The organism is Winogradskyella endarachnes (genome assembly GCF_009741275.1).
GTDB lineage: Bacteria > Bacteroidota > Bacteroidia > Flavobacteriales > Flavobacteriaceae > Winogradskyella > Winogradskyella endarachnes.
In genome coordinates this window covers 66,128-85,722 of the sequence record NZ_WOWS01000005.1, presented here as the reverse complement: position 1 = coordinate 85,722, position 19,595 = coordinate 66,128, and the positions used below count along the sequence as shown (strand labels likewise).

Annotated in this window: 15 protein-coding genes; 4 read left to right on the top strand and 11 right to left on the bottom strand. The window is 31.3% G+C overall.

Translation table 11 applies throughout. From position 1 onward, the window contains the following. Positions 1-16: 16 nt before the first annotated feature. The 5 genes from GN138_RS12575 to GN138_RS12555 all read right to left on the bottom strand — a co-directional run bounded on the left by GN138_RS12575 (position 17) and on the right by GN138_RS12555 (position 4,487). Entirely contained in the window at positions 17-814 is a 798-nt protein-coding gene (locus GN138_RS12575; RefSeq protein WP_157364356.1) for a class I SAM-dependent methyltransferase, read from the bottom strand. After that, the gene (locus GN138_RS12570; RefSeq protein ID WP_157364355.1) at positions 807-2,264 is read right to left on the bottom strand and encodes a B12-binding domain-containing radical SAM protein; all 1,458 of its coding nucleotides are present in this window, start codon (positions 2,262-2,264) and stop codon (positions 807-809) included. Before GN138_RS12570 ends, GN138_RS12575 begins: the two co-directional genes overlap by 8 nt. After that, on the bottom strand, positions 2,257-3,162 hold the full coding sequence (locus tag GN138_RS12565; protein ID WP_157364354.1) for a nucleotidyltransferase domain-containing protein: 906 nt from the start codon (positions 3,160-3,162) through the stop codon (positions 2,257-2,259). Before GN138_RS12565 ends, GN138_RS12570 begins: the two co-directional genes overlap by 8 nt. A 150-nt stretch (positions 3,163-3,312) precedes the next feature. Further along, positions 3,313-4,293: an L-threonylcarbamoyladenylate synthase gene (locus tag GN138_RS12560; protein WP_157364353.1), complete on the bottom strand. Its 981-nt coding sequence runs from the start codon at positions 4,291-4,293 to the stop codon at positions 3,313-3,315. Between the two features lie 44 nt (positions 4,294-4,337). Beyond that, positions 4,338-4,487: a hypothetical protein gene (locus tag GN138_RS12555; RefSeq protein ID WP_157364352.1), complete on the bottom strand. Its 150-nt coding sequence runs from the start codon at positions 4,485-4,487 to the stop codon at positions 4,338-4,340. 174 nt (positions 4,488-4,661) lie between these two features. Between GN138_RS12555 and GN138_RS12550 the strand changes: the two genes are divergently transcribed. Next, complete coding sequence (locus tag GN138_RS12550) at positions 4,662-6,293, top strand: ABC-F family ATP-binding cassette domain-containing protein (protein WP_157364351.1); 1,632 nt, start codon at positions 4,662-4,664, stop codon at positions 6,291-6,293. Between the two features lie 161 nt (positions 6,294-6,454). Here the strand turns inward: GN138_RS12550 and GN138_RS12545 are convergent, their stop codons facing one another. From GN138_RS12545 to GN138_RS12525, 5 genes are all read right to left on the bottom strand, one after another. Continuing rightward, a complete protein-coding gene (locus tag GN138_RS12545; protein WP_157364350.1) occupies positions 6,455-8,053 on the bottom strand; it encodes a response regulator receiver domain in 1,599 nt (532 codons plus the stop codon). Between the two features lie 2 nt (positions 8,054-8,055). Next, the gene (locus tag GN138_RS12540) at positions 8,056-10,953 is read right to left on the bottom strand and encodes an ATP-binding protein (RefSeq protein ID WP_157364349.1); all 2,898 of its coding nucleotides are present in this window, start codon (positions 10,951-10,953) and stop codon (positions 8,056-8,058) included. Next, positions 10,943-11,998: a DNA cytosine methyltransferase gene (locus GN138_RS12535; RefSeq protein WP_157364348.1), complete on the bottom strand. Its 1,056-nt coding sequence runs from the start codon at positions 11,996-11,998 to the stop codon at positions 10,943-10,945. Before GN138_RS12535 ends, GN138_RS12540 begins: the two co-directional genes overlap by 11 nt. A gap of 192 nt (positions 11,999-12,190) precedes the next feature. Further along, on the bottom strand, positions 12,191-15,040 hold the full coding sequence (gene polA / locus GN138_RS12530) for a DNA polymerase I (protein ID WP_157364347.1): 2,850 nt from the start codon (positions 15,038-15,040) through the stop codon (positions 12,191-12,193). 147 nt (positions 15,041-15,187) lie between these two features. Continuing rightward, the gene (locus GN138_RS12525; RefSeq protein WP_157364346.1) at positions 15,188-15,448 is read right to left on the bottom strand and encodes a hypothetical protein; all 261 of its coding nucleotides are present in this window, start codon (positions 15,446-15,448) and stop codon (positions 15,188-15,190) included. A 275-nt stretch (positions 15,449-15,723) separates the two neighbouring features. On the opposite strand from GN138_RS12525, the gene GN138_RS12520 reads away from it, so the two are divergent. From GN138_RS12520 to GN138_RS12510, 3 genes are all read left to right on the top strand, one after another. Further along, positions 15,724-17,136 (top strand): aldehyde dehydrogenase family protein, encoded by a 1,413-nt coding sequence (locus GN138_RS12520; protein ID WP_157364345.1) that lies wholly within the window; start codon positions 15,724-15,726, stop codon positions 17,134-17,136. A gap of 96 nt (positions 17,137-17,232) precedes the next feature. Beyond that, positions 17,233-18,462, top strand: coding sequence for a metallophosphoesterase (locus GN138_RS12515; protein ID WP_157364344.1), 1,230 nt, complete (start codon positions 17,233-17,235; stop codon positions 18,460-18,462). 165 nt (positions 18,463-18,627) lie between these two features. Continuing rightward, positions 18,628-18,924 carry a thioredoxin family protein gene (locus GN138_RS12510; RefSeq protein ID WP_157364343.1) on the top strand — a complete coding sequence of 99 codons (297 nt, stop codon included), beginning with the start codon at positions 18,628-18,630 and terminating at the stop codon, positions 18,922-18,924. A gap of 11 nt (positions 18,925-18,935) precedes the next feature. Here the strand turns inward: GN138_RS12510 and GN138_RS12505 are convergent, their stop codons facing one another. Further along, positions 18,936-19,589, bottom strand: coding sequence for a polysaccharide deacetylase family protein (locus tag GN138_RS12505; RefSeq protein WP_157364342.1), 654 nt, complete (start codon positions 19,587-19,589; stop codon positions 18,936-18,938). Positions 19,590-19,595 lie beyond the last annotated feature (6 nt).

Genomic DNA, 19,595 nt, shown 5'->3' with positions numbered 1-19,595 from the left:
TTAAGAAATAATCCCTTTATTTTTTCCTAAATGACATAATATAATAATCACCTATACCAACCGGAATTAGTTGCCTTAATTTGGAGTCTACTACGATTAAAAACTTAATAAATTTTTTAAATTTAGTGATTGAAGTATGGTTAACGGAAGGGTAACATACACCTAAGTTTTCCGAACTTATGTAATTAAAATAGGAGCTCATTTTATTTTTAAATTGTTTTGGTGTGTGGTAATAAGTAGTAACGGCTTCGCCCTCTATATTTGCAGTGGTTCCGTTTTTATTAAATCTAATAAAGGCGCGTTTAAACTTTCCCTTTAATGCATAAATCCAATCCCACGGATAATATTTTCCCATTACAACCATTGTAACTACAGCATTATCCTCTAAAACTGCATTTAATGATTTCGCCATTACTTCAATTTCGTTTGTGCAATTTAAGCCACCAAAGTTAGAAAAAGCGTAATTATATTTTTGAGGTTTTAATTTTTCTAATTCTAGAAAGGAATAGTGTTTAAAATTTAGATTATTCAGCCCTAAGTCTTTTATTTTTTTATTTATATAAGTTTTAGAGCCTTCAGAAATATCAGTTGCGGTAATTTTATGATTTCTCGAAGCAAAATAAACAGCATCAATACCGCTACCAGAATTTAGTTCTAATATTCTGCTATTAGGTTTTATAAAACGATTAATATGATTATATACTTGCTGACGCATGGCTTTATCAATCAGGCTATTTTGACTTAAAACTTCATAATGCTCGTAAATTTTAGAAAACCCTTTACTTATGGATTGGTATTGCATTTCTTTATTCATGATTCATAGTTCTTAGCATTATGCTGTCTATAAAAGCAGAAGGCAAATAATAACCTAGTAATACAATAGATCGCAGTTGATGTTTAGATAATTTAAGCGGGTTTTTAATTCCTTTTCTTATATTTTGAAATGCCTGACTTTTTCTAAATTCTTTATGGACATAACGTTGCAATTTTCTATAATACTCAGTATTAAATGTACCGTTAAACATCATGGCTAAATCGTCAGAGTCTGTCCAGTTGGCTTTTAGTTGCAGATCGTCTTTTACTTTATCATAAAATTTGGTTCCTGGTAAAGGATAAGAGACAGAAACACCAATATTGTCTGGTACCAATTCTTTAATCATGCTAATAGTTTTGGCAATATCTTCTTTAGTTTCACCCAAATAACCAAACTGAATAAAAAATGCCACACGTATGTTTTTGGCTTTTAATAATTGGGTAGCCTCATAGATTTGAGCAATGGTTGTATCCTTATCCATAGCATCTAAAATAGCCTGAGAACCACTTTCTGCACCAACCCAAACTTCTTCTAATCCGCTTTCTGCTAAAGCATCAATGGTGTCTTCTTTTAATAATAAATCTACGCGACTTTGAATGTAATACGAGATGGAGAGCTCTTCTTTTTTAAGTTCTTTATTAAAATTTTGAACCCAATTTGGCTTAAGACCAAAAATATCATCACACATCCAAAACCGATGCACACCAAAAGTATTGGATAGAAACTTAATGTGTTTAGTAATGTATTCTGGTGAATGCGAATTGTATCGATTTCCATAAATAGGTTTGGCGCACCAATTACATTTAAATGGGCAACCTCGCGTTGTAGCAATGTTTAAAGTGAATTCATTGCCACCACTTTTCCAGATATCTTTGTAAGCATTTATGTCTATTAAATCCCAAGCAGGTAATGGCAATATGTCTAAATCACGTAGAACAGGTCGTTTAGGGTTTTTAATTATATCATCTTTAGTTCTAAAAATTAGCCCTTTAATTTGAGATGCGTCATTGTCATTTTCTAAAGCATCTAAGAGTTCTTTTAAAGTGATTTCACCTTCACCTTGTATTACAAAATCTGCTCCAGCATTGAGATATTTTTCATAATGATCCGTAGAATCAGAACTACAGACAACAACCGTACAATCTTGCTTTTTAGCAATTTTAATCATTTCAAAAGCAGCTTCACGCATGGTGGTTAAGCACATTTTGGTAAGATAGTTAAAACCATCATCGTACAACACAAAATAGTTTGGCGATTGTTTTTTTAAATATGGCTCTATCGTTTTTGGGTCGTCTAATAGGTTGGCATCAAAAAGCCCAACCTCATAACCGTTTTCTCTTAAATAAGAAGCTGCGTATAAAGTGCCTAAAGGTGGATACGGCGTTTTATTGTTCCATTGTTTAACGTCAAACTTATAGTAATATGAATGTGAAAAAACAACATTAAGCATGTTCCATAGTTAGGTTAAGGTTAAACGCCTTATTTTTATCTTTATAACGTTCGTTTAATGATACTATAACATGTGTTTGATAATTTTTAGGATGATGCTTAGACACATCATTTGTAGATTTCATAGCCACTTCAAATTCTTTTTTTCTAAGGTTTTTAAACTTAGATTTCCACTTATTAAGTGTGATTCTTTTGAAAATTACATCTAATTTTTCTCCAATTTTATTATTAAATATAACTTCTAAAACGCTACTCCAAATAGGTTTTTTAAAATTCTCTGCAAGAGAAGTTTTGTCTATGGATTTATTAGGGTATAAATTAAAAGCCCATTGGTTCTCGGCGAGAAAATTGTTAAAAACGGTTTTACCATAAACAGGCTTTAATGTTATCAATTCTGTAGCTGTGAATCTGTTCTGTTCATCAATTTTAAGATAACTAGAACTTATAAAATAATTCACGCAAAAATATTTTCTAGAGTTAAGTAAAAATATTTTTTTAAATAGAATTAAAAATGTTCTTGCTAACCATAATTTTTGAGGTTTAGTGATAATAAAAAAATCAATATCACCATTGTCATCGTAGTAGTTTTTGGCTAAACTTCCAGAGATTGAAACCGATTCTACGTAAGGAAATGACATAATTAGTTTTGCGCGTTTTAAAGCTTTTGGCATAATTTCTTCTGCCATTTTATTTCCTTTAATTCGTCTCTGTACTATAGCTAAATTATTAGTATCTGCGTAAAATTCACCTATTTTAAAGATGATTTTTTTTTGAATTAATTCTAATAGCTCATTTTCTATTTCTTGAAGATTATCTGCAGACGAAAACCTATAAATCTCCTCTTTAGTTAAAGGGTATTTAAAGATAGAAAAGTAGATTATTACTTTTAAGGCATTCATCTTTTAAGCAGCTTTTTTTATAAAAATAAGGCTTAAATTTAGAATAGCGGAAAAAAATATGTTTTAGAAGTTGAAATACGAGTTCTTCTTTTCGTTAAGATTGAAAAAAACTGAATACATGATTTAATAATTGCATACAGCTGAATATTTTTATTTAGTCGCTCTTAATAGTCTATCATTTATAGATTTTCCAAGTCCATAATCCGGAAATTTTTCGGCAATAATAATATCTAAATCAAAGGTGTCTAATTGATGTAGCGCATCGTATAATTTTGAAGCGGCTTCTTCTAAATTTCCGTTTTTAGATAGAATAATTTGAGTTTCAATCAGAGGGTTTTCAAAATCAGAATTAAAAACTAAAATACCAATACGTTGATTAGTATATAAGTTTATAGTTTCTGTAATGTTTTCGGTTAAAACCGTTTTAGTTTTGGGTGCATAATGGCGTGCTAACATACCAGGAGCATCAGGTGTTTCTTGTGTTTCTACCTTTTGAGATTCGGTGATAGAATTTTTAATTTCAATTTTACCAACAACTGCTTCAATAGCTTCTATGGCAGTTGAGCCTAATCTGTAAATTATGGGCTCATCGTTTTCAAAACCTATAATTGTAGATTCTATTCCACTAGTACAAGCACCACCATCTAAAACCATTTTAATTGTGTCTTTAAAATAAGATTCTACGTGTTGGGCTGTGGTTGGACTAATACTACTAAACGGATTGGCACTTGGTGCTGCTAACGGAAAATCTAATTTACGTAACAATTCTAACGTAGTAGAATGATTTGGCACGCGTACAGCAACGGTGTCTTTTCCTCCAGTAATTAAATCTGGGATTATAGCTTTCTTTTTTAACACCAAAGTTATTGGTCCTGGCCAAAAGGCTTTGGCCAACAATTTTGCTTTTTCAGGAATGTATTCTACAATAGTTGAGAGCGTATCAATAGACGGAATATGAACAATAAGTGGATTAAAAAACGGACGTTTTTTAGTTTCAAAAATAGCTTTTATGGCTTTTTCGCTATAAATATTTCCTGCTAATCCATAAACCGTTTCAGTTGGGATTGCCACAACATGTTCTTCTGTTAAGAGTTGTATAGCTTTTGATATGTCTTTTGAAATGATGCTCATAGTCTAAATAAAACCTTGCAAAATTACTTCAAAATCTAATATTACTAAGATTTAATGCGTTTATTTTTGTTTTGTCGTTTCTTTTGATAAAGCGCGTAACCGAGTACTGCCATTTCTAAACCTAAAATAGCAATTTTTGCCTTTTTACTCTTTGTGAATGCACTTGTTAAACCTAATACTTTTGTAATAATCATAATGTTTTATTTAATGGTTAAATCTTATTTACTTAAAAGTATAGAATAGCATTGGTTTGGTTTAACGTTATTACTAATAGATTAAACTGAAATAATTAGAGGTGATATTTTCTATACATTCAAAAAAATAAAACCTTTCCTTTTTAGTAGTTTTGCATCTTTAAAATTGATAACATGATTTCAGTGGATAATTTAGCCGTAGAATTTAGTGGACAAACACTTTTTAGTGATGTGTCTTTCACTATTAATGAAAATGATAAAATTGCTTTAATGGGTAAAAATGGTGCCGGAAAATCTACCATGATGAAAATTATTGCTGGTGTACAAAATGCTACACGTGGTCATGTGCGCTCTCCAAAAGATACCGTTATTGCTTATTTACCTCAGCACTTATTAACCGAAGATCATACAACAGTTTTTGAAGAAGCATCTAAAGCGTTTGCACATGTATTTGAAATGCGTGATGAAATGGAAGCGCTCAACAAACAGCTAGAAACCAGAACGGATTATGAATCTGATGAATACATGAAAATCATAGAACGTGTATCGGATTTAGGCGAAAAATATTATGCTTTAGAAGACGTTAACTATGATGCTGAAGTAGAAAAAGCATTGAAAGGTCTAGGATTTAAGCAAGCCGATTTTGCAAGACCTACAAGTGAATTTTCTGGTGGATGGCGCATGCGAATAGAATTGGCTAAAATTTTACTTCAAAAGCCAGATTTAATTCTATTAGATGAGCCAACTAACCATATTGATATTGAATCTGTCATTTGGTTAGAAGACTTTTTAGTGAACAAAGCCAATGCGGTTTTAGTTATTTCTCACGATAGAGCTTTTATAGATAATATAACCAACAGAACTATTGAGGTTACTATGGGACGTATTTACGATTATAAAGCCAATTACTCGCATTACTTACAATTGCGAGAAGATAGACGCACACACCAAATAAAAGCGTACCACGAGCAGCAAAAATTTATTGCAGATAATATGGCTTTTATAGAGCGTTTTAAAGGCACGTATTCTAAAACCAACCAAGTGTCATCTCGTGAGCGTATGTTAGAAAAACTAGAACGTATAGAAATAGATGAGGTAGATACGTCTGCATTACGATTGCGTTTTCCAGCAACACAGCGTTCTGGCGATTATCCTGTAACGGTTAAAGACGTTTCTAAATCTTATGATGACTACGTGGTTTTTAAAGACGCAAGTATGTCTATTGCAAGAGGCGAGAAGGTCTGTTTTGTGGGTAGAAATGGCGAAGGAAAATCTACAATGATAAAAGCCATTTTAGGTGAAATTGATGTAGAAGGGACTTGTACTTTGGGTCATAATGTACAGGTTGGTTATTTTGCACAAAATCAAGCCGCTTTGTTAGACGAAAGTTTAACGGTTTTTCAAACCGTAGATGAGGTGGCAAAAGGCGATGTACGTACTCAGATTAAGAACATCTTGGGTGGTTTTATGTTTAGAGGCGATGATATCGATAAAAAAGTAAGTGTGCTTTCTGGAGGAGAAAAAACCAGATTGGCCATGGTAAAACTTTTACTAGAACCTGTGAATCTGCTTATTCTCGATGAGCCAACCAATCACTTAGATTTAAAATCTAAAGATGTATTGAAAGAAGCGTTACAAAATTTTGATGGCACATTAATATTAGTCTCTCACGATAGAGATTTTCTACAAGGTCTTTCTAAAAAAGTATTTGAGTTTAAAGAAAAACGCGTTATCGAACATTTTGAAACTATCGATGATTTCTTAGCTAGAAATAGAGTAGAGAGTTTGAAGGGGTTGGATTTGTAGATTGTCTGATAGTGTCATTTGATGCTATTAAAAGTCCGAATTAGTTTATTTTTACCATCGAATTCTAATATAACATAGCGTAATTCTGTTAATAAACTTGGCTTGATTTGAGTTGTTTTAATCTTAAATTAATGTTTATATAGAATTGAGTGGTAATAGAACTATTTTTTGACGAAATCGACACCAACTCGAATAGGATGGTTAAAAGCATGATTAGCAATTCGCTGTGTGTAATTAGATTTTATAGTTGTAACGTATTCTCCTCTAAAGGTGTCTATCTCTCCAACTGAATTTATGCTTTTGAATGTAATATAATTATCTTCAAACTCCGTGTTAAGAATCGTGTATTGTAAAGGTTTAATGTACACAGGACTATACTTATGTAAGTTATCGGCTGATGGAATTACATCTGTCCATTTTACTATTTGCTTATCTGATAAATAGCTTACAAAAGCTGTATCTCCTAGTTGGAGCGCATTTTCTTTTTTGATAGGCTCTCCTTTTGCAAAAAAGAATTTATTTTCTATTTTTTCTGGTCTTAAACAATCACATAAAGCTGTTACACAAATAAAATAGTCTTTCGAGTCTTTTTTTCTGAAAACATCTCCAAAGTTTAATTTGTTATCATTTTTTAATTTAGTGGAGTTATAAAAAACATTCATAGCTATCAGTTCCTTATCACTAGGTGTTTTTCCTTCATTTTGATTATCAAGAAAGATGTTGTCTAAAAGAGATATAGATTTATTCCTTATATTTAGTTTTGCTTTTTCAAGCATTATTTCCTTAATAAATTCAGGAAAATAATGTAAATGACCATCCATTCTATATTTTTCTCTATGAAAAATTATAGCATCTTTACCAAAATCAAGTATATTTTCATCAATAAAAGCTCCGCTCTTAGAAAATATCGATTGCATTTCTAAACCTAGTAATTGAGTAAAACTAGTTTTTCCTTGTATAATCTGATTTGATATATTATTAATTAAATCTGCTGGAGAATTTTCATCTTTGTTTAAAATTGAAATAATTGTATTATCAATCACCAGTGTTTTATTTACAAAATTCACTACAGAAGGACAACTATGAGATTCGATTGGTGCTAGAGTCCGATTTAAAGCATTAGAAGCTTTTATTATGGCACATTTTTTATTTGACAATTTAGTTATTTCCTGAATTTTTTTAATTTCAGTTCTATTTGATTGAAATAAAGCTCCTATTTTTTTACCACAATCAACACTATCTCGATTAACATTTATATAATTTAATGCATCTTTAAGCGCAATAATTTCTTCTTCATCTTCTAAGTCTTCATATAACTCATCATAGAACTGCTTATTTTCACCAGAAAAATATGACAGAATATTCATAAAAACATTATCAATCTTACTACCTGATTCAGAAGTATAAATAGTACAAAAATGAATATGTGGTCTCTTAATAATATCGGACAATAATTGTAACGAAATATCTTGACCAGAATCATTTCCATCTAAATTCCAATCTAATAATACTAAATCTCTATCTTCAAATAAATAGTTTTTTAAATTCTCATTTTTCTCGTCGTCAATTTTGTATTGATGAATAGCTAACGAAATCCCATTTTCTTTGAAGTTATTAAATAATTCTATAGAAATTTCTTCTTCCCGTTCTCCTTTTAATTCATCTTGATTTTGAAAAAAACCTCTAGCATTTTCATCAATAAATACTGCTGATTTTATCGATTCTTTAATTATGCCTATGGCTTGTCGTTGATAACTCATAATTAATTTAAAGGTTTTATAACAAAACAAGCACCATTTAGCACATTGTATTCTTTATCGTTAGTAGCATATATATCTAAATTACTTTCATTTAGACTTTGTTTAGAAAGATATAAACCTATTCCTCTGCCGTTTGGTCTGTTAGAATAAAACATTTCAAATATTTTTTCAATTCGATGATTTTCAATTTTTAACCCAGAATTACAAATAATTATTTCATTTGTGTCACTTTTATAATCTAATAAAACTTCACGATGCTCTTTATTTCGCATCCAATAAATTGCGTTGTTGATTATATTGATAAATACCGTATGAATAATTGGCTCTTTTATAGTTAAAGAGTAGTTGTTGAATTCTTCGGTAGAATGGAAGTTTATATTATAGTCTTCAATTCTTCTATCAAAGAATTTTAATAAATATTTAGAGATATCTAAGCCAGAAACATTCTTAGGCACAACTCCAGATATTCTATATAATGGTGATAGTAAATCATATTTATCTTCTAATTGCTTGAAATTTTGCTTCAAAAAGTTGAATTGTTCTACATCTGTAAAAAGGTTAACCTCACTTAACTTGTCAATAGAACTATTTATTTTAGCATATAATTGGTTGAACTCGTGGTCTATAATTTCAACAGCAACACCTAATTGAGCTGTTTCTCTAGTCTGTTCCCACTTGTACTTGATAGTTTCGTATTCGGCTTTATAGGCTCCTTGAACTAATTCTTCATCAATATCAAAACTTAATTTACTTAAGTGCTCAACTAACGGTGATAATTCTTTATTTATCTGATCTCTTAAAAATTCAAATTTTGACGCTAATTTTTCTGATTCAATTAGCACACTTTCTTTAGAATCTATTGAGTTCACTATCTTATCTTTTTCAAAATTTAATTCATCAATAATTCTTCTTGAGCGAAAAGAAAAATCCTTCAACAAACTGTCATATTGGGTTTTTAATTGAATTCTATTTTCTGTAATAATTTTTTCAAGCGTACCATTGTATTTTTGATAATTCTTGGTAAACTCTACTTTCAATTCTTTGACTTCGAGCTTTTCTTGAACTCTAATCATTAATTGCTCACTATCTTTTTTTATAGTTTCGTTAAAACCTAACAACTTATCTTCGTATTTATCTAATCGGTCTAACTGAGTATCTGTTGGTTTGTATCTTTTAGGAACTTTAGGTATTAAGGTTTTAAACTCAATATCTAATGTGTGTAATCTGTCCAATAAATTTTCAATATCAGCATACAACACATCCGAGGCATTGGTCTTTTCCTCTAATTGTTCTAAAATAGATTGATATTCCGTTTTATATTTTTCAAATTTCTCTGGATATTCTCTTAAAGATTTTGTAAATGCTTTTTTCTCTTCAGTAGCTCGTTTATTGTCTTTTTTTATAGCTTCACTTTCTTCTTTTATCTTTTCTTTTTTATCTAAGAAAATAGATTCTCTAGCATCTGTACCTAAATATTCTTGTGCCAATTCCTTGAAAAATGATTCTAAATCATTTTTAAAAGTCCTATAAGCTGAATTATTTATTAAACCTTCCCTACTTGATTTATCAATTAATTTATCATTTCTTTTTCTTGAAAGTTCAATATATCCAAACATTCTTCTATGTGAAAAATAAGAACTTGCTCTTAATGCTCTCCTTTTTTCAAAACCTAAAAAATCAAAATCTGTCCTACCATAAGGTAAAACTCTGAAATTATCTCTGTAAATATATAATCCCCCGTTTGCTTTAACTTTATCACTAATTCTTTTCCAAGCATTAGATTCAAGTTTAGACTCACTTTCTTTACCTTGAGAAACTCCTACCTTGATGGGGAAACTACCATAAAAACTTCTTTTATCTTTTTTCCTGGGATTTGTATAAGAATAATTTATAACTTCATCATATAGTTTTAGTGTCCCGTTGAAAGAACCTTGTCCATTAAAAACTCCATCAATCACAACATCAGCATAATTAAAATCTTCAGAGTTAAAAAATTGTCCGAATACGTTTAAAAAATCATATTCAATATTAACATCTTTAAATACAGGTATTTCTGTATTAACAATTTTATTGTTTTCTACAAAATCGTTGGTAAATCCTGCAAGACTAGATGCAACAAACTGTCTGTCATCTAATCCATCATCATCATTTTTTGTTATCTCTATTATTTGATCTAAAGGTTCAAAAATGATAAATTTTGTTCCATGACCATTTTCAATATCCAATAAATCATTAAGAAGTTTTTTTGATAAAAAATCTGGAATTTTTGACTTAATAACTGAATCTTCAATATCTCTTCTTAATCCTAATTGTTTTTCTTCCCAAATATAATTGCCATCAATATCATTTTCTTTATCAAAATTTAAAAGAAAATCATTTTTTAGTTTTTCAAGTTTAAAATGAAAATCATCAAAACTGTCAATATCTTCAACTGGTATATTTACATCATCTAAAAATAAATTATAGTTTTCTAGTAATCTCCAATCAAAAAATAAGGCTTGTAAAGGATGACCCTGCTTTTTGGTAAGCATCAACATTGGGTTGCCAAGAAATGCTACAGACAATCTACCTATACCTTTTTCGCCAGCTTTGATTCTTGGTTTTTTCCAGAGTGTTTCTTCACTTTCTTTTTCTTCAAGTGTAGCTCTACTTTTAGAATCAGTACCAAGTACTAACCATTTTTCCAAAATATCATTTCTAGACATTCCTTTTCCATCATCTGTCATAATAAACAACGGAGAATTAACATCCTTGTATGTGTCTAAATATATTTCAGCAGTTAGATTATCGGCATAAGCATCATAACCATTTTTCCATAATTCCGTAATAGCTGTTGGTAAATCTGCAATTTGTCCTTTCCCCAATAAATCTACTGCTCTTGCTTTGGTTCTAAACTGCATTTTTGTGATTTTTAATTATTGCTTTTCCTATTCTTTTGGCATATTCTGGTGGAACAGCGTTTCCAATTAATCTAGCTATAGCAGCGTGGCTTGTTCCAAAAAACTTGTAAGATTTGGGAAAAGATTGAAGAACTGCTCCTTCACGTATAGATAAAGCTCTGTTTTCTTCTGGATGAACAAAACGTCCATTTGAGACACTAAAAAATTTAGTTGTTATTGTTGGTGCTGGTCTGTCCCACCAAAGACGTCCGAAAGTATCTTTAAAAGAGTTGTCTCTACCTTTAAAACAGTCTAATTGTAATTCAGGGTCGTTTGCAAAACCTTCCCTTGTACCTCCATCTTTTTTTACTTTTTTTAATCTACGTAAAGTTAAGTCACTTATTCCAGGTGAAGAATGCATAAGTTTACTTTTATCTTTGTGGCCAGCTTTTATTTCTTTAAAGCCATTTTTAACACCAAGTACATCCTTTACTACAATTTTTTTCTTTGACTTAATAGGAGATAACTCTACTTCAGAAATTCTATTTGCAATCAATGTAAATCTTTTTCTACTTTGAGGAACTCCGTATTCAGCAGTATTATGAACTTTAAAATGAACAGTATATTTATTTGATTCGAGCCAATTTATAAATGCTTCTAAACCACTTTCGCCTTTTTTACGAAGTACACCAGGAACGTTTTCAACTACAACATAACCAGGGTTAAAATATTTTACAAACCTTTCAAATTCAACTAATAAGTTTTTAGATTTTTGAGATTTGTTTTTGTCAGTATTTATAATACTCCAAAATTGACAGGGACTACAGCCTATAAGTAAAAGATTATCATCATTACGTTGTAAATTAAGAGTTTTCTCTAGTTCTTTTTCTTCTAATTCAAAAACATCAGCTTTTATAAATTTGTCCTTACCAATGTTTGCATTGTAAGTCTCTCTACAGTTTTCTTCATAATCAATGCCAGCTAAAACTTTAATTCCAGATTTTTGCATTCCATAGCTCATACCACCACCTCCGCAAAAAAAATCTACAGCTTTTAGACTTCCCATATATTAATATTCAAGCTTTATTATTTTATCCTTATTTACTAAAATATATAGTTAAAATCTTAGTATAAATATTGTTTCAATGAGTGAAATTTATAACAAAAAGAATAAAACATACAATTTAAAAAATATCACAATAATAATCAATTATATTTAAGTGATTTAAATGTAATGCTTAAGATTTAAGTTATAAATCTAATGCGCCTCCAACCAATTCAAACCAGTATCAACCTCCACATCTAACGGAACTTCCATTTTAAAGGCGTTTTCCATTTCGGTTTTAATCAATGTGGTTAATTCTTCTAGTTCTGGTTTATAAATGTCAAATACCAATTCATCATGCACTTGTAAGAGCATTTTAGATTTATAATTGCCAGCGTCTAGCTTATTAAAAATATTAATCATGGCAATTTTAATAATATCAGCTGCACTTCCTTGTATTGGTGCATTTACGGCATTGCGTTCTGCTGCGCCTCGCACTAAAGCATTACGAGAATTAATATCTTTTAAATAACGACGACGACCCAAAATGGTAGAGACGTAACCATTATCTCTTGCAAAATCGACTTGCTTACTGATATAAGCTTTTAGTTTTGGATAGGTTTCGTAATACGTGTCAATGAGTTCTTTAGCTTCGCCTCGAGATAAATCGGTTTGGTTGCTTAGGCCAAAGGCAGATACACCATAAATAATCCCAAAGTTTACGGTTTTGGCATTGCTACGCTGTTCTCTAGTCACGGCTTCAATTGGAACATTAAATACTTTTGAAGCGGTTGAGGCGTGAATATCTTCGCCATTCTTAAAAGCTTCAATCATGGTTTCTTCTTCACTAAGTGCTGCAATAATTCGTAATTCTATTTGTGAGTAATCGGCAGCGAGCAAGGTATAATCTTCGTTTCTTGGTATAAAGGCTTTTCTCACTTGGCGACCACGTTCTGTACGTATTGGAATATTCTGTAAGTTAGGATTATTACTACTTAAACGACCTGTTGCTGCAACCGTTTGCATATAATCGGTATGCACTCTGCCAGTAGCTTCTTCCACTTGTAATGGTAAGGCATCTACATACGTACTTTTTAGTTTGGCAAGTCCACGATATTCTAAAATGTCTCTAACAATCTCATGCTCTTTGGCTAAAGCCGATAAGATATCTTCGCCAGTTTTATATTGTCCGGTTTTAGTCTTTTTAGGCTTATCTACCAGTTTTAGTTTTTCAAATAAAATGATACCTAATTGTTTTGGCGACGCAATATTAAATTCTTCGCCAGCCACATCATAAATTTTAGTGACTAAGGTTTCAATATCTTTATTTAAATCGTCGGCCAATGCGTTTAAGAAAGGCACATCGAGATTAATACCTTCTAATTCCATTGCAGCAAGTACACGTACTAGAGGAATTTCAATTTCATCAAATAATTTTTGAGTGTTGGCTTCGCCTAATTCTTTTTCAAAATGTTCCTTAAGCTGAAGAGTGATGTCTGCATCTTCAACCGCATATTCGGTTTGCTTTTCTAAGGGAATCTCTCGCATAGACAATTGATTCTTGCCCTTTTTACCAATGAGTTCTGTGATAGAAATTGGCGTGTAGTTGAGATACGTTTCAGCTAGAATATCCATATTATGTCGCATATCTGGATTTATCAAATAATGCGCTAACATGGTATCGAATAATTTGCCTTTAACGCTAATATTGTATTTGGCTAAGACTTTAATATCGTATTTTAAATTCTGACCAATTTTTTGAATGTTTTCATCTTCAAAGAATGGTCTTAAGACTTCAATAAGCGCTTGTGCTTCGGCTTTATCTTCAGGAAAAGGTATATAAAACCCTTTGCCAACTTCCCAAGAAAAAGCGATACCAACCAATTCTGCAGTTAACGGATTTAATCCTGTAGTTTCAGTATCAAAACAAACAGAGGTTTGATTCATTAAGTTTTTTACAAATAATTTGGTTGCCATACCAGGTGCTACACTTTGGTAGAAGTGTGAATAGGTTGCTGCTGTTTGGCGTGTATGTTCTGAGGCTGTTTCAGTAGCAGAAGGTTCTGAGCCACCAAACAATGAGAATTGACCTTCGCCTGCGGATTTTATGTCTTTAGGTGTGGTTTTTGGTGCTTCTGCTTTGTTTGATGTTTGCATTGCTGTTGCTGTTTCTCGAGCTTCAGCAGAAAAGGTCTTATTAAAGTTATCGATTAAGCGTCTAAATTCTAACTCTTGAAAAATGGCAGTAACCTTAGGAATATCTGGTTCAGACATTTCAAAATCTTTTTCATTAAATTCTACAGGAACATCTAGCATAATAGTGGCTAGTTTTTTAGAGAGTAAACCGAGTTCTTGGTTGGCTTCTATTTTCTCTTTCATTTTACCTTTTAGCTCATGCGTATTGGCAAAAAGATTTTCCATACTACCATAAGCCGCTAAAAATTTCTTGGCTGTTTTATCGCCAACACCTGGTAAGCCAGGAATATTATCTGAAGCGTCTCCCATCATGCCTAAATAGTCTATGACTTGTAAAGGGTCTGTAACTTCAAATTTTTTCTGAACTTCTGGTATTCCCCAAGTCTCGTAACCACCACCAAAAACAGGTCTGTACATAAAAATGTTTTCAGATACCAGCTGTGCAAAATCCTTATCTGGTGTAACCATAAAGGTTTGGTAACCTTCTTTTTCGGCTTTTTTTGCCAAAGTTCCTATTACATCATCGGCTTCAAAACCCTCTTTTACCATGATTGGGATGTGCATGGCTTTAAGAATCTCATAAATGTAAGGTACAGCAGTTTTAATACCTTCTGGCGTTTCATCTCTATTGGCTTTGTAGGCTTCAAATAGTTCTACGCGGTCTGCGCTACCGCCTTTATCAAAACAAACGGCTAAATGGTCTGGTCGCTCACGTTTTATAACATCTAAAAGCGAGTTCATAAAACCCATAATGGCTGAGGTGTCTTCGCCTTTAGAGTTTATTCTTGGATTTTTTATAAAAGCATAGTAGCCACGGAAAATAAGTGCGTAGGCATCAACGAGAAAGAGACGTTTTTGGTCTGACATGAATATAAATTTTGAAGTTTATAAAACTACAAAACTTAAGCCTTGAAATGAAAGAATGATTTATGAATTAATGAACAAATAAAAAGCCGAAACTTTCGTTTCGACTTTTTAAACAATATATGGTTAATAGCGTTTTAATTCAATGTTTTAACAAAGCTTTACTGTCTTAACTTTTATTTGAAGACTTTTTCTGTAAGCTTTAATGCTAATGATTTCGTTACTCTTTTTACGATTTAATTTTAAAACCTTAGCTTTTACTTCAGTAGAAATACTAATTGTTTTAGTTTTTACTGTTTCTGTTTTCTTAGTTTCAACAAGTTCTGTTTCATTATTAGCAATGTTATCTTGTTGTGCAAAACCTACAAGAGACATTGTTAAAAATAATATGATGATTAAACCTTTTTTCATAATTTGTTGAAGCTATATTTGTTTTAACTTCGGGTCAAAGAAACAGAAGATACTAGCACAGGTTAGAAATTTTAGATGAAATGACGGTATCTGTAGATAAGTGGTAATTATCTACAGATATAATCGTTATACAACTTTAAATGGCTTGTTAGCCCTTTAAAATAGGGCGTTTTGCGGTTTAACGATTTATTTTATCAGTTGAAATGCATAACTTAAAATTTGTGATCGATGAAATGCACAAAACGGGCTGTTAGCACCTATAAATACTACACATTATGAATGAATTTATTGGTAATCCATATTATGAGTTGTTTAGTAAACAATACCAAAATCAGTTTAAAATTGGAAAGACGAATTGCAAACAACGAATTAAGACACTAAATAAGTTAAAAACCGCCATTGAAATTACCTATAGAAACGCCATTGTAGAAGCGTTAAGTAAAGATTTAGGTAAACCAGTAGTAGAAGCAGAACTTACTGAAATCTATGCTATAATTGGAGATATTAAACATGCTAAAAAACATTTGAAGCAATGGATGAAAACACAAAGAGTACCTACTCCACTGTCTATGTTAGGGTCTAGTTCTCATGTTTTGTTTCAACCTAAAGGTGTATGTTTAATTATTTCGCCATGGAATTTTCCCTTTAATTTAACCTTTGGGCCATTGGTTTCTGCAATTGCGGCAGGTAACACGGCTATTATAAAGCCTTCTGAGATGACACCAAATTCTTCAGCCTTAATGGCTAAAATAGTAGCAGATGTATTTGATGAGGATGAGGTAGCATTGGTTGAAGGTGAGGTTGAGGCCTCTACCGCATTATTAAAATTACCATTTAATCATATCTTTTTTACCGGTTCGACACAAGTTGGTAAAATTGTAATGACTGCTGCTGCTAAAAATTTAGCGTCCGTTACCTTAGAGTTGGGCGGAAAGTCGCCAACAATAATAGATAAAACAGCTAACATTGATAAAGCTGCGAAAAAAATTATGTGGGCAAAATTTTTAAATTGTGGACAAATTTGTGTCTCGCCTGATTATGTTTTAATTGATAAAAGTATAAAAGCTGAATTTATTGAATCTTGCAAAAAATGGCTTCATACGTATTATAATGATAATGCTAAAACATCAGCTTCTTATGGAAGAATTGTAACCGATAAACATTTTGAACGTTTAGAGTCTTATATAGCAAACGCAAAAACTTTAGATGCTACATTTGACGTAGGTGGACAAACGGATAGCGCTTCAAAATATATGGAACCTACTTTAATTTCAAATTTAAAACCTGAAGCGCAATTATTAGAGGAAGAAATATTTGGGCCTATTTTGCCCATAGTAACCTATAATAGTTTAGATATGGCTATTACTTATGTAAATTCTAAACCAAGACCATTAGCGCTTTATATTTATAGTAAAAGCAAACGGAATACTACTAAAATTATAAATAATACTAGAGCAGGAGGTACTTGTATTAATAACAGTGTGTTGCATTATGCTAACCACAACTTGCCTTTTGGTGGTGTAAATAATAGCGGAATAGGTAAAAGCCATGGTTTTGATGGTTTTAAAGCTTTTAGTAATGCTCGCGCTGTAATGAAACAGCACACGTTTGGTGTTACCGAATTGCTGTTTCCGCCATATTCTAGTTTTAAAGAGAAATTGGCTAGGTTAACTGTTAAGTGGTTTTAGAAGTTTGGTAGAAATATTTATTGGTTGTAACCTTTAACAATTTCATAAGAAAACTAGTTTTACATATCACTAAATTTGTCATCTTAAATTATTTAGATGATTCGTTGGATACTATTTGTAATAAGTTTTATAATACTCACTCTTTATGGTTTTCAAGCTATAAGAACCGTAACTAAACAAACATGGATTTACTATTTATTTATTGCAATTGCATTAATTGTTGTTGGTAATTTTATTATACAATTTGCTTTAGGGAATGAAGGACGTGTGTTAACTGTTCATAAAAGTTACGCCTTTGGTTTATTGCTGTCATTTATGGCATTTAACTTAGTGTTAATACCTTTTTTGTTTGGTGAAGATATTATTAGAGGTTTAATTGGCTTATACGAAAAAGTAACCACAAAAAGTGATGGGTTTTATATACCATCTCGAAGAAAATTTGTGAGTCAAATAGCTTTAGGCCTTGCTGCAATCCCTTTTTCTTCTTTGTTATATGGCATGTATCGAGGTAAATATAATTTTAGAGTACTCAATTATACGTTACATTTTGAAGACTTACCAGAGGCTTTTGATGGGTATAGAATTACACAAATTAGTGATATCCATTCTGGTAGTTTTGATAATAAGGAAAAGATAGAATATGCTATAGATTTAATAAATAAACAACAATCTGATGTACTTTTATTTACAGGAGATATGGTAAATAACAAAGCTTCAGAAATGTTACCATGGAAAGACACTTTTGGAAGGTTGAAGGCAAAAGACGGAAAATTTTCAGTCTTAGGTAATCATGATTATGGTGATTATGTAGATTGGAATTCCCCTGAAGAAAAACATCAAAATCTTGAAGATTTAAAGCAAATACAGAAAGATATGGGTTTCGATTTACTACTTAATGAAAGTCGATTTCTTGAAAAAGATAAGCAACGCATAGCTTTAATTGGTGTTGAAAATTGGGGAAAAGGTGGATTTATAAAGGTTGGAGATTTAACGAAAGCTTCCGAAAATATTAATGCAGATGATTTTAAAATTTTAATGTCTCATGATCCAAGTCATTGGGAAGAAAAAGTGATAAATGACCCATATCATTACCATTTAACTTTAAGTGGACATACACATGGTATGCAATTTGGTATAGAAATACCAGGTTGGATAAAATGGAGTCCGTCTAAATGGCGCTATAAACATTGGGCAGGTATTTATACAGAACTTGGTCAGTATATTAATGTCAACAGAGGGTTTGGCTACTTGGGTTATCCTGGTCGTGTTGGTATTTGGCCAGAGGTTACGGTAATAGAGCTTAAAAAAGGGTCTAAATCAGTTTAAAGTACTTTTAGTTTAATTTTAGAATAGAACAATACAGCTTCAAATTGGTATAATTGCTAAGAAATGCTTATTTTTATATTATAAGTGCTCTTTATGCAGTAACGACTAAATGTACTAAAATTAAAAATTAGAGTACTTCAATTTGAGACCAAAACTAAAAAATATATGTCAAAATTTGGTGAATTAATAGATGTTGAAATTCCGGTGCTTTTAGATTTTTATACGGAACTAAACGATGCTTCTATTGCGATGCACGATATCTTAAGAGATGTTGCAGCTGGTTTAGGAGACAAAGTTAAGGTGATTAAAATTGATGTTGATAAAAATAGAGAACTCGCAGAAGCATTGCGTATAAAAGGTTTGCCTACCTTAATAATCTACAAAAATGGTGAAATGAAATGGCGTCATAGCGGAGAAAAAGATGCTAATACGTTAATTGAAATAGTGCAAGAATACGTATAATGTAATTGCACCTAGTTGGTAATATTCTTAAAACAAAATCCTTTTTCAGTATAATATTCTAAAACCTTTGGTAGTGTATATTTTAGGTTTCGTGATGCTTTTATACTATCATGAAACACAATAATGCTGCCTTCTTTTGTTGAAGAAATAACATTTTCTAAGCATAGTTCTTCGGTTACAGAGCTATCCCAATCAAAAGACAAAACGTCCCACATTATTATTTTATAGCCTAAAGCTTGTGTTAGTTTACTTTGCTTAGGTTTAAGTTTTCCATAAGGTGGACGAAATATATGTAAACCATGTTGTTGTTTGTCTTTTGTTAAAGCGTCTATAAGTGTTTTAGTTTTAATAATATCTTTTAAATAAGCTTTGTTTTTATGTTTCCAGCCTTTTAAATGATTGTAAGTGTGGTTACCAATAGAATGACCGTCTGTAATGATGTTATTGAAAATTTCCGGATGCTTTTCAATGTTATTTCCAATACAAAAAAACGTAGCTTTTGCATTGTATTGTTTTAATGTATTTAAAACCCAGTTAGTAATTTCTGGTGTTGGGCCATCATCAAATGTTAAAAAAATCTCTTTGTTGTTAGTATCTATATTCCAGATAAAATTAGGGAACATTGTTTTCACAAAGCCTGGGGTTTTAGCTGGAATAAGATTCATAAACTA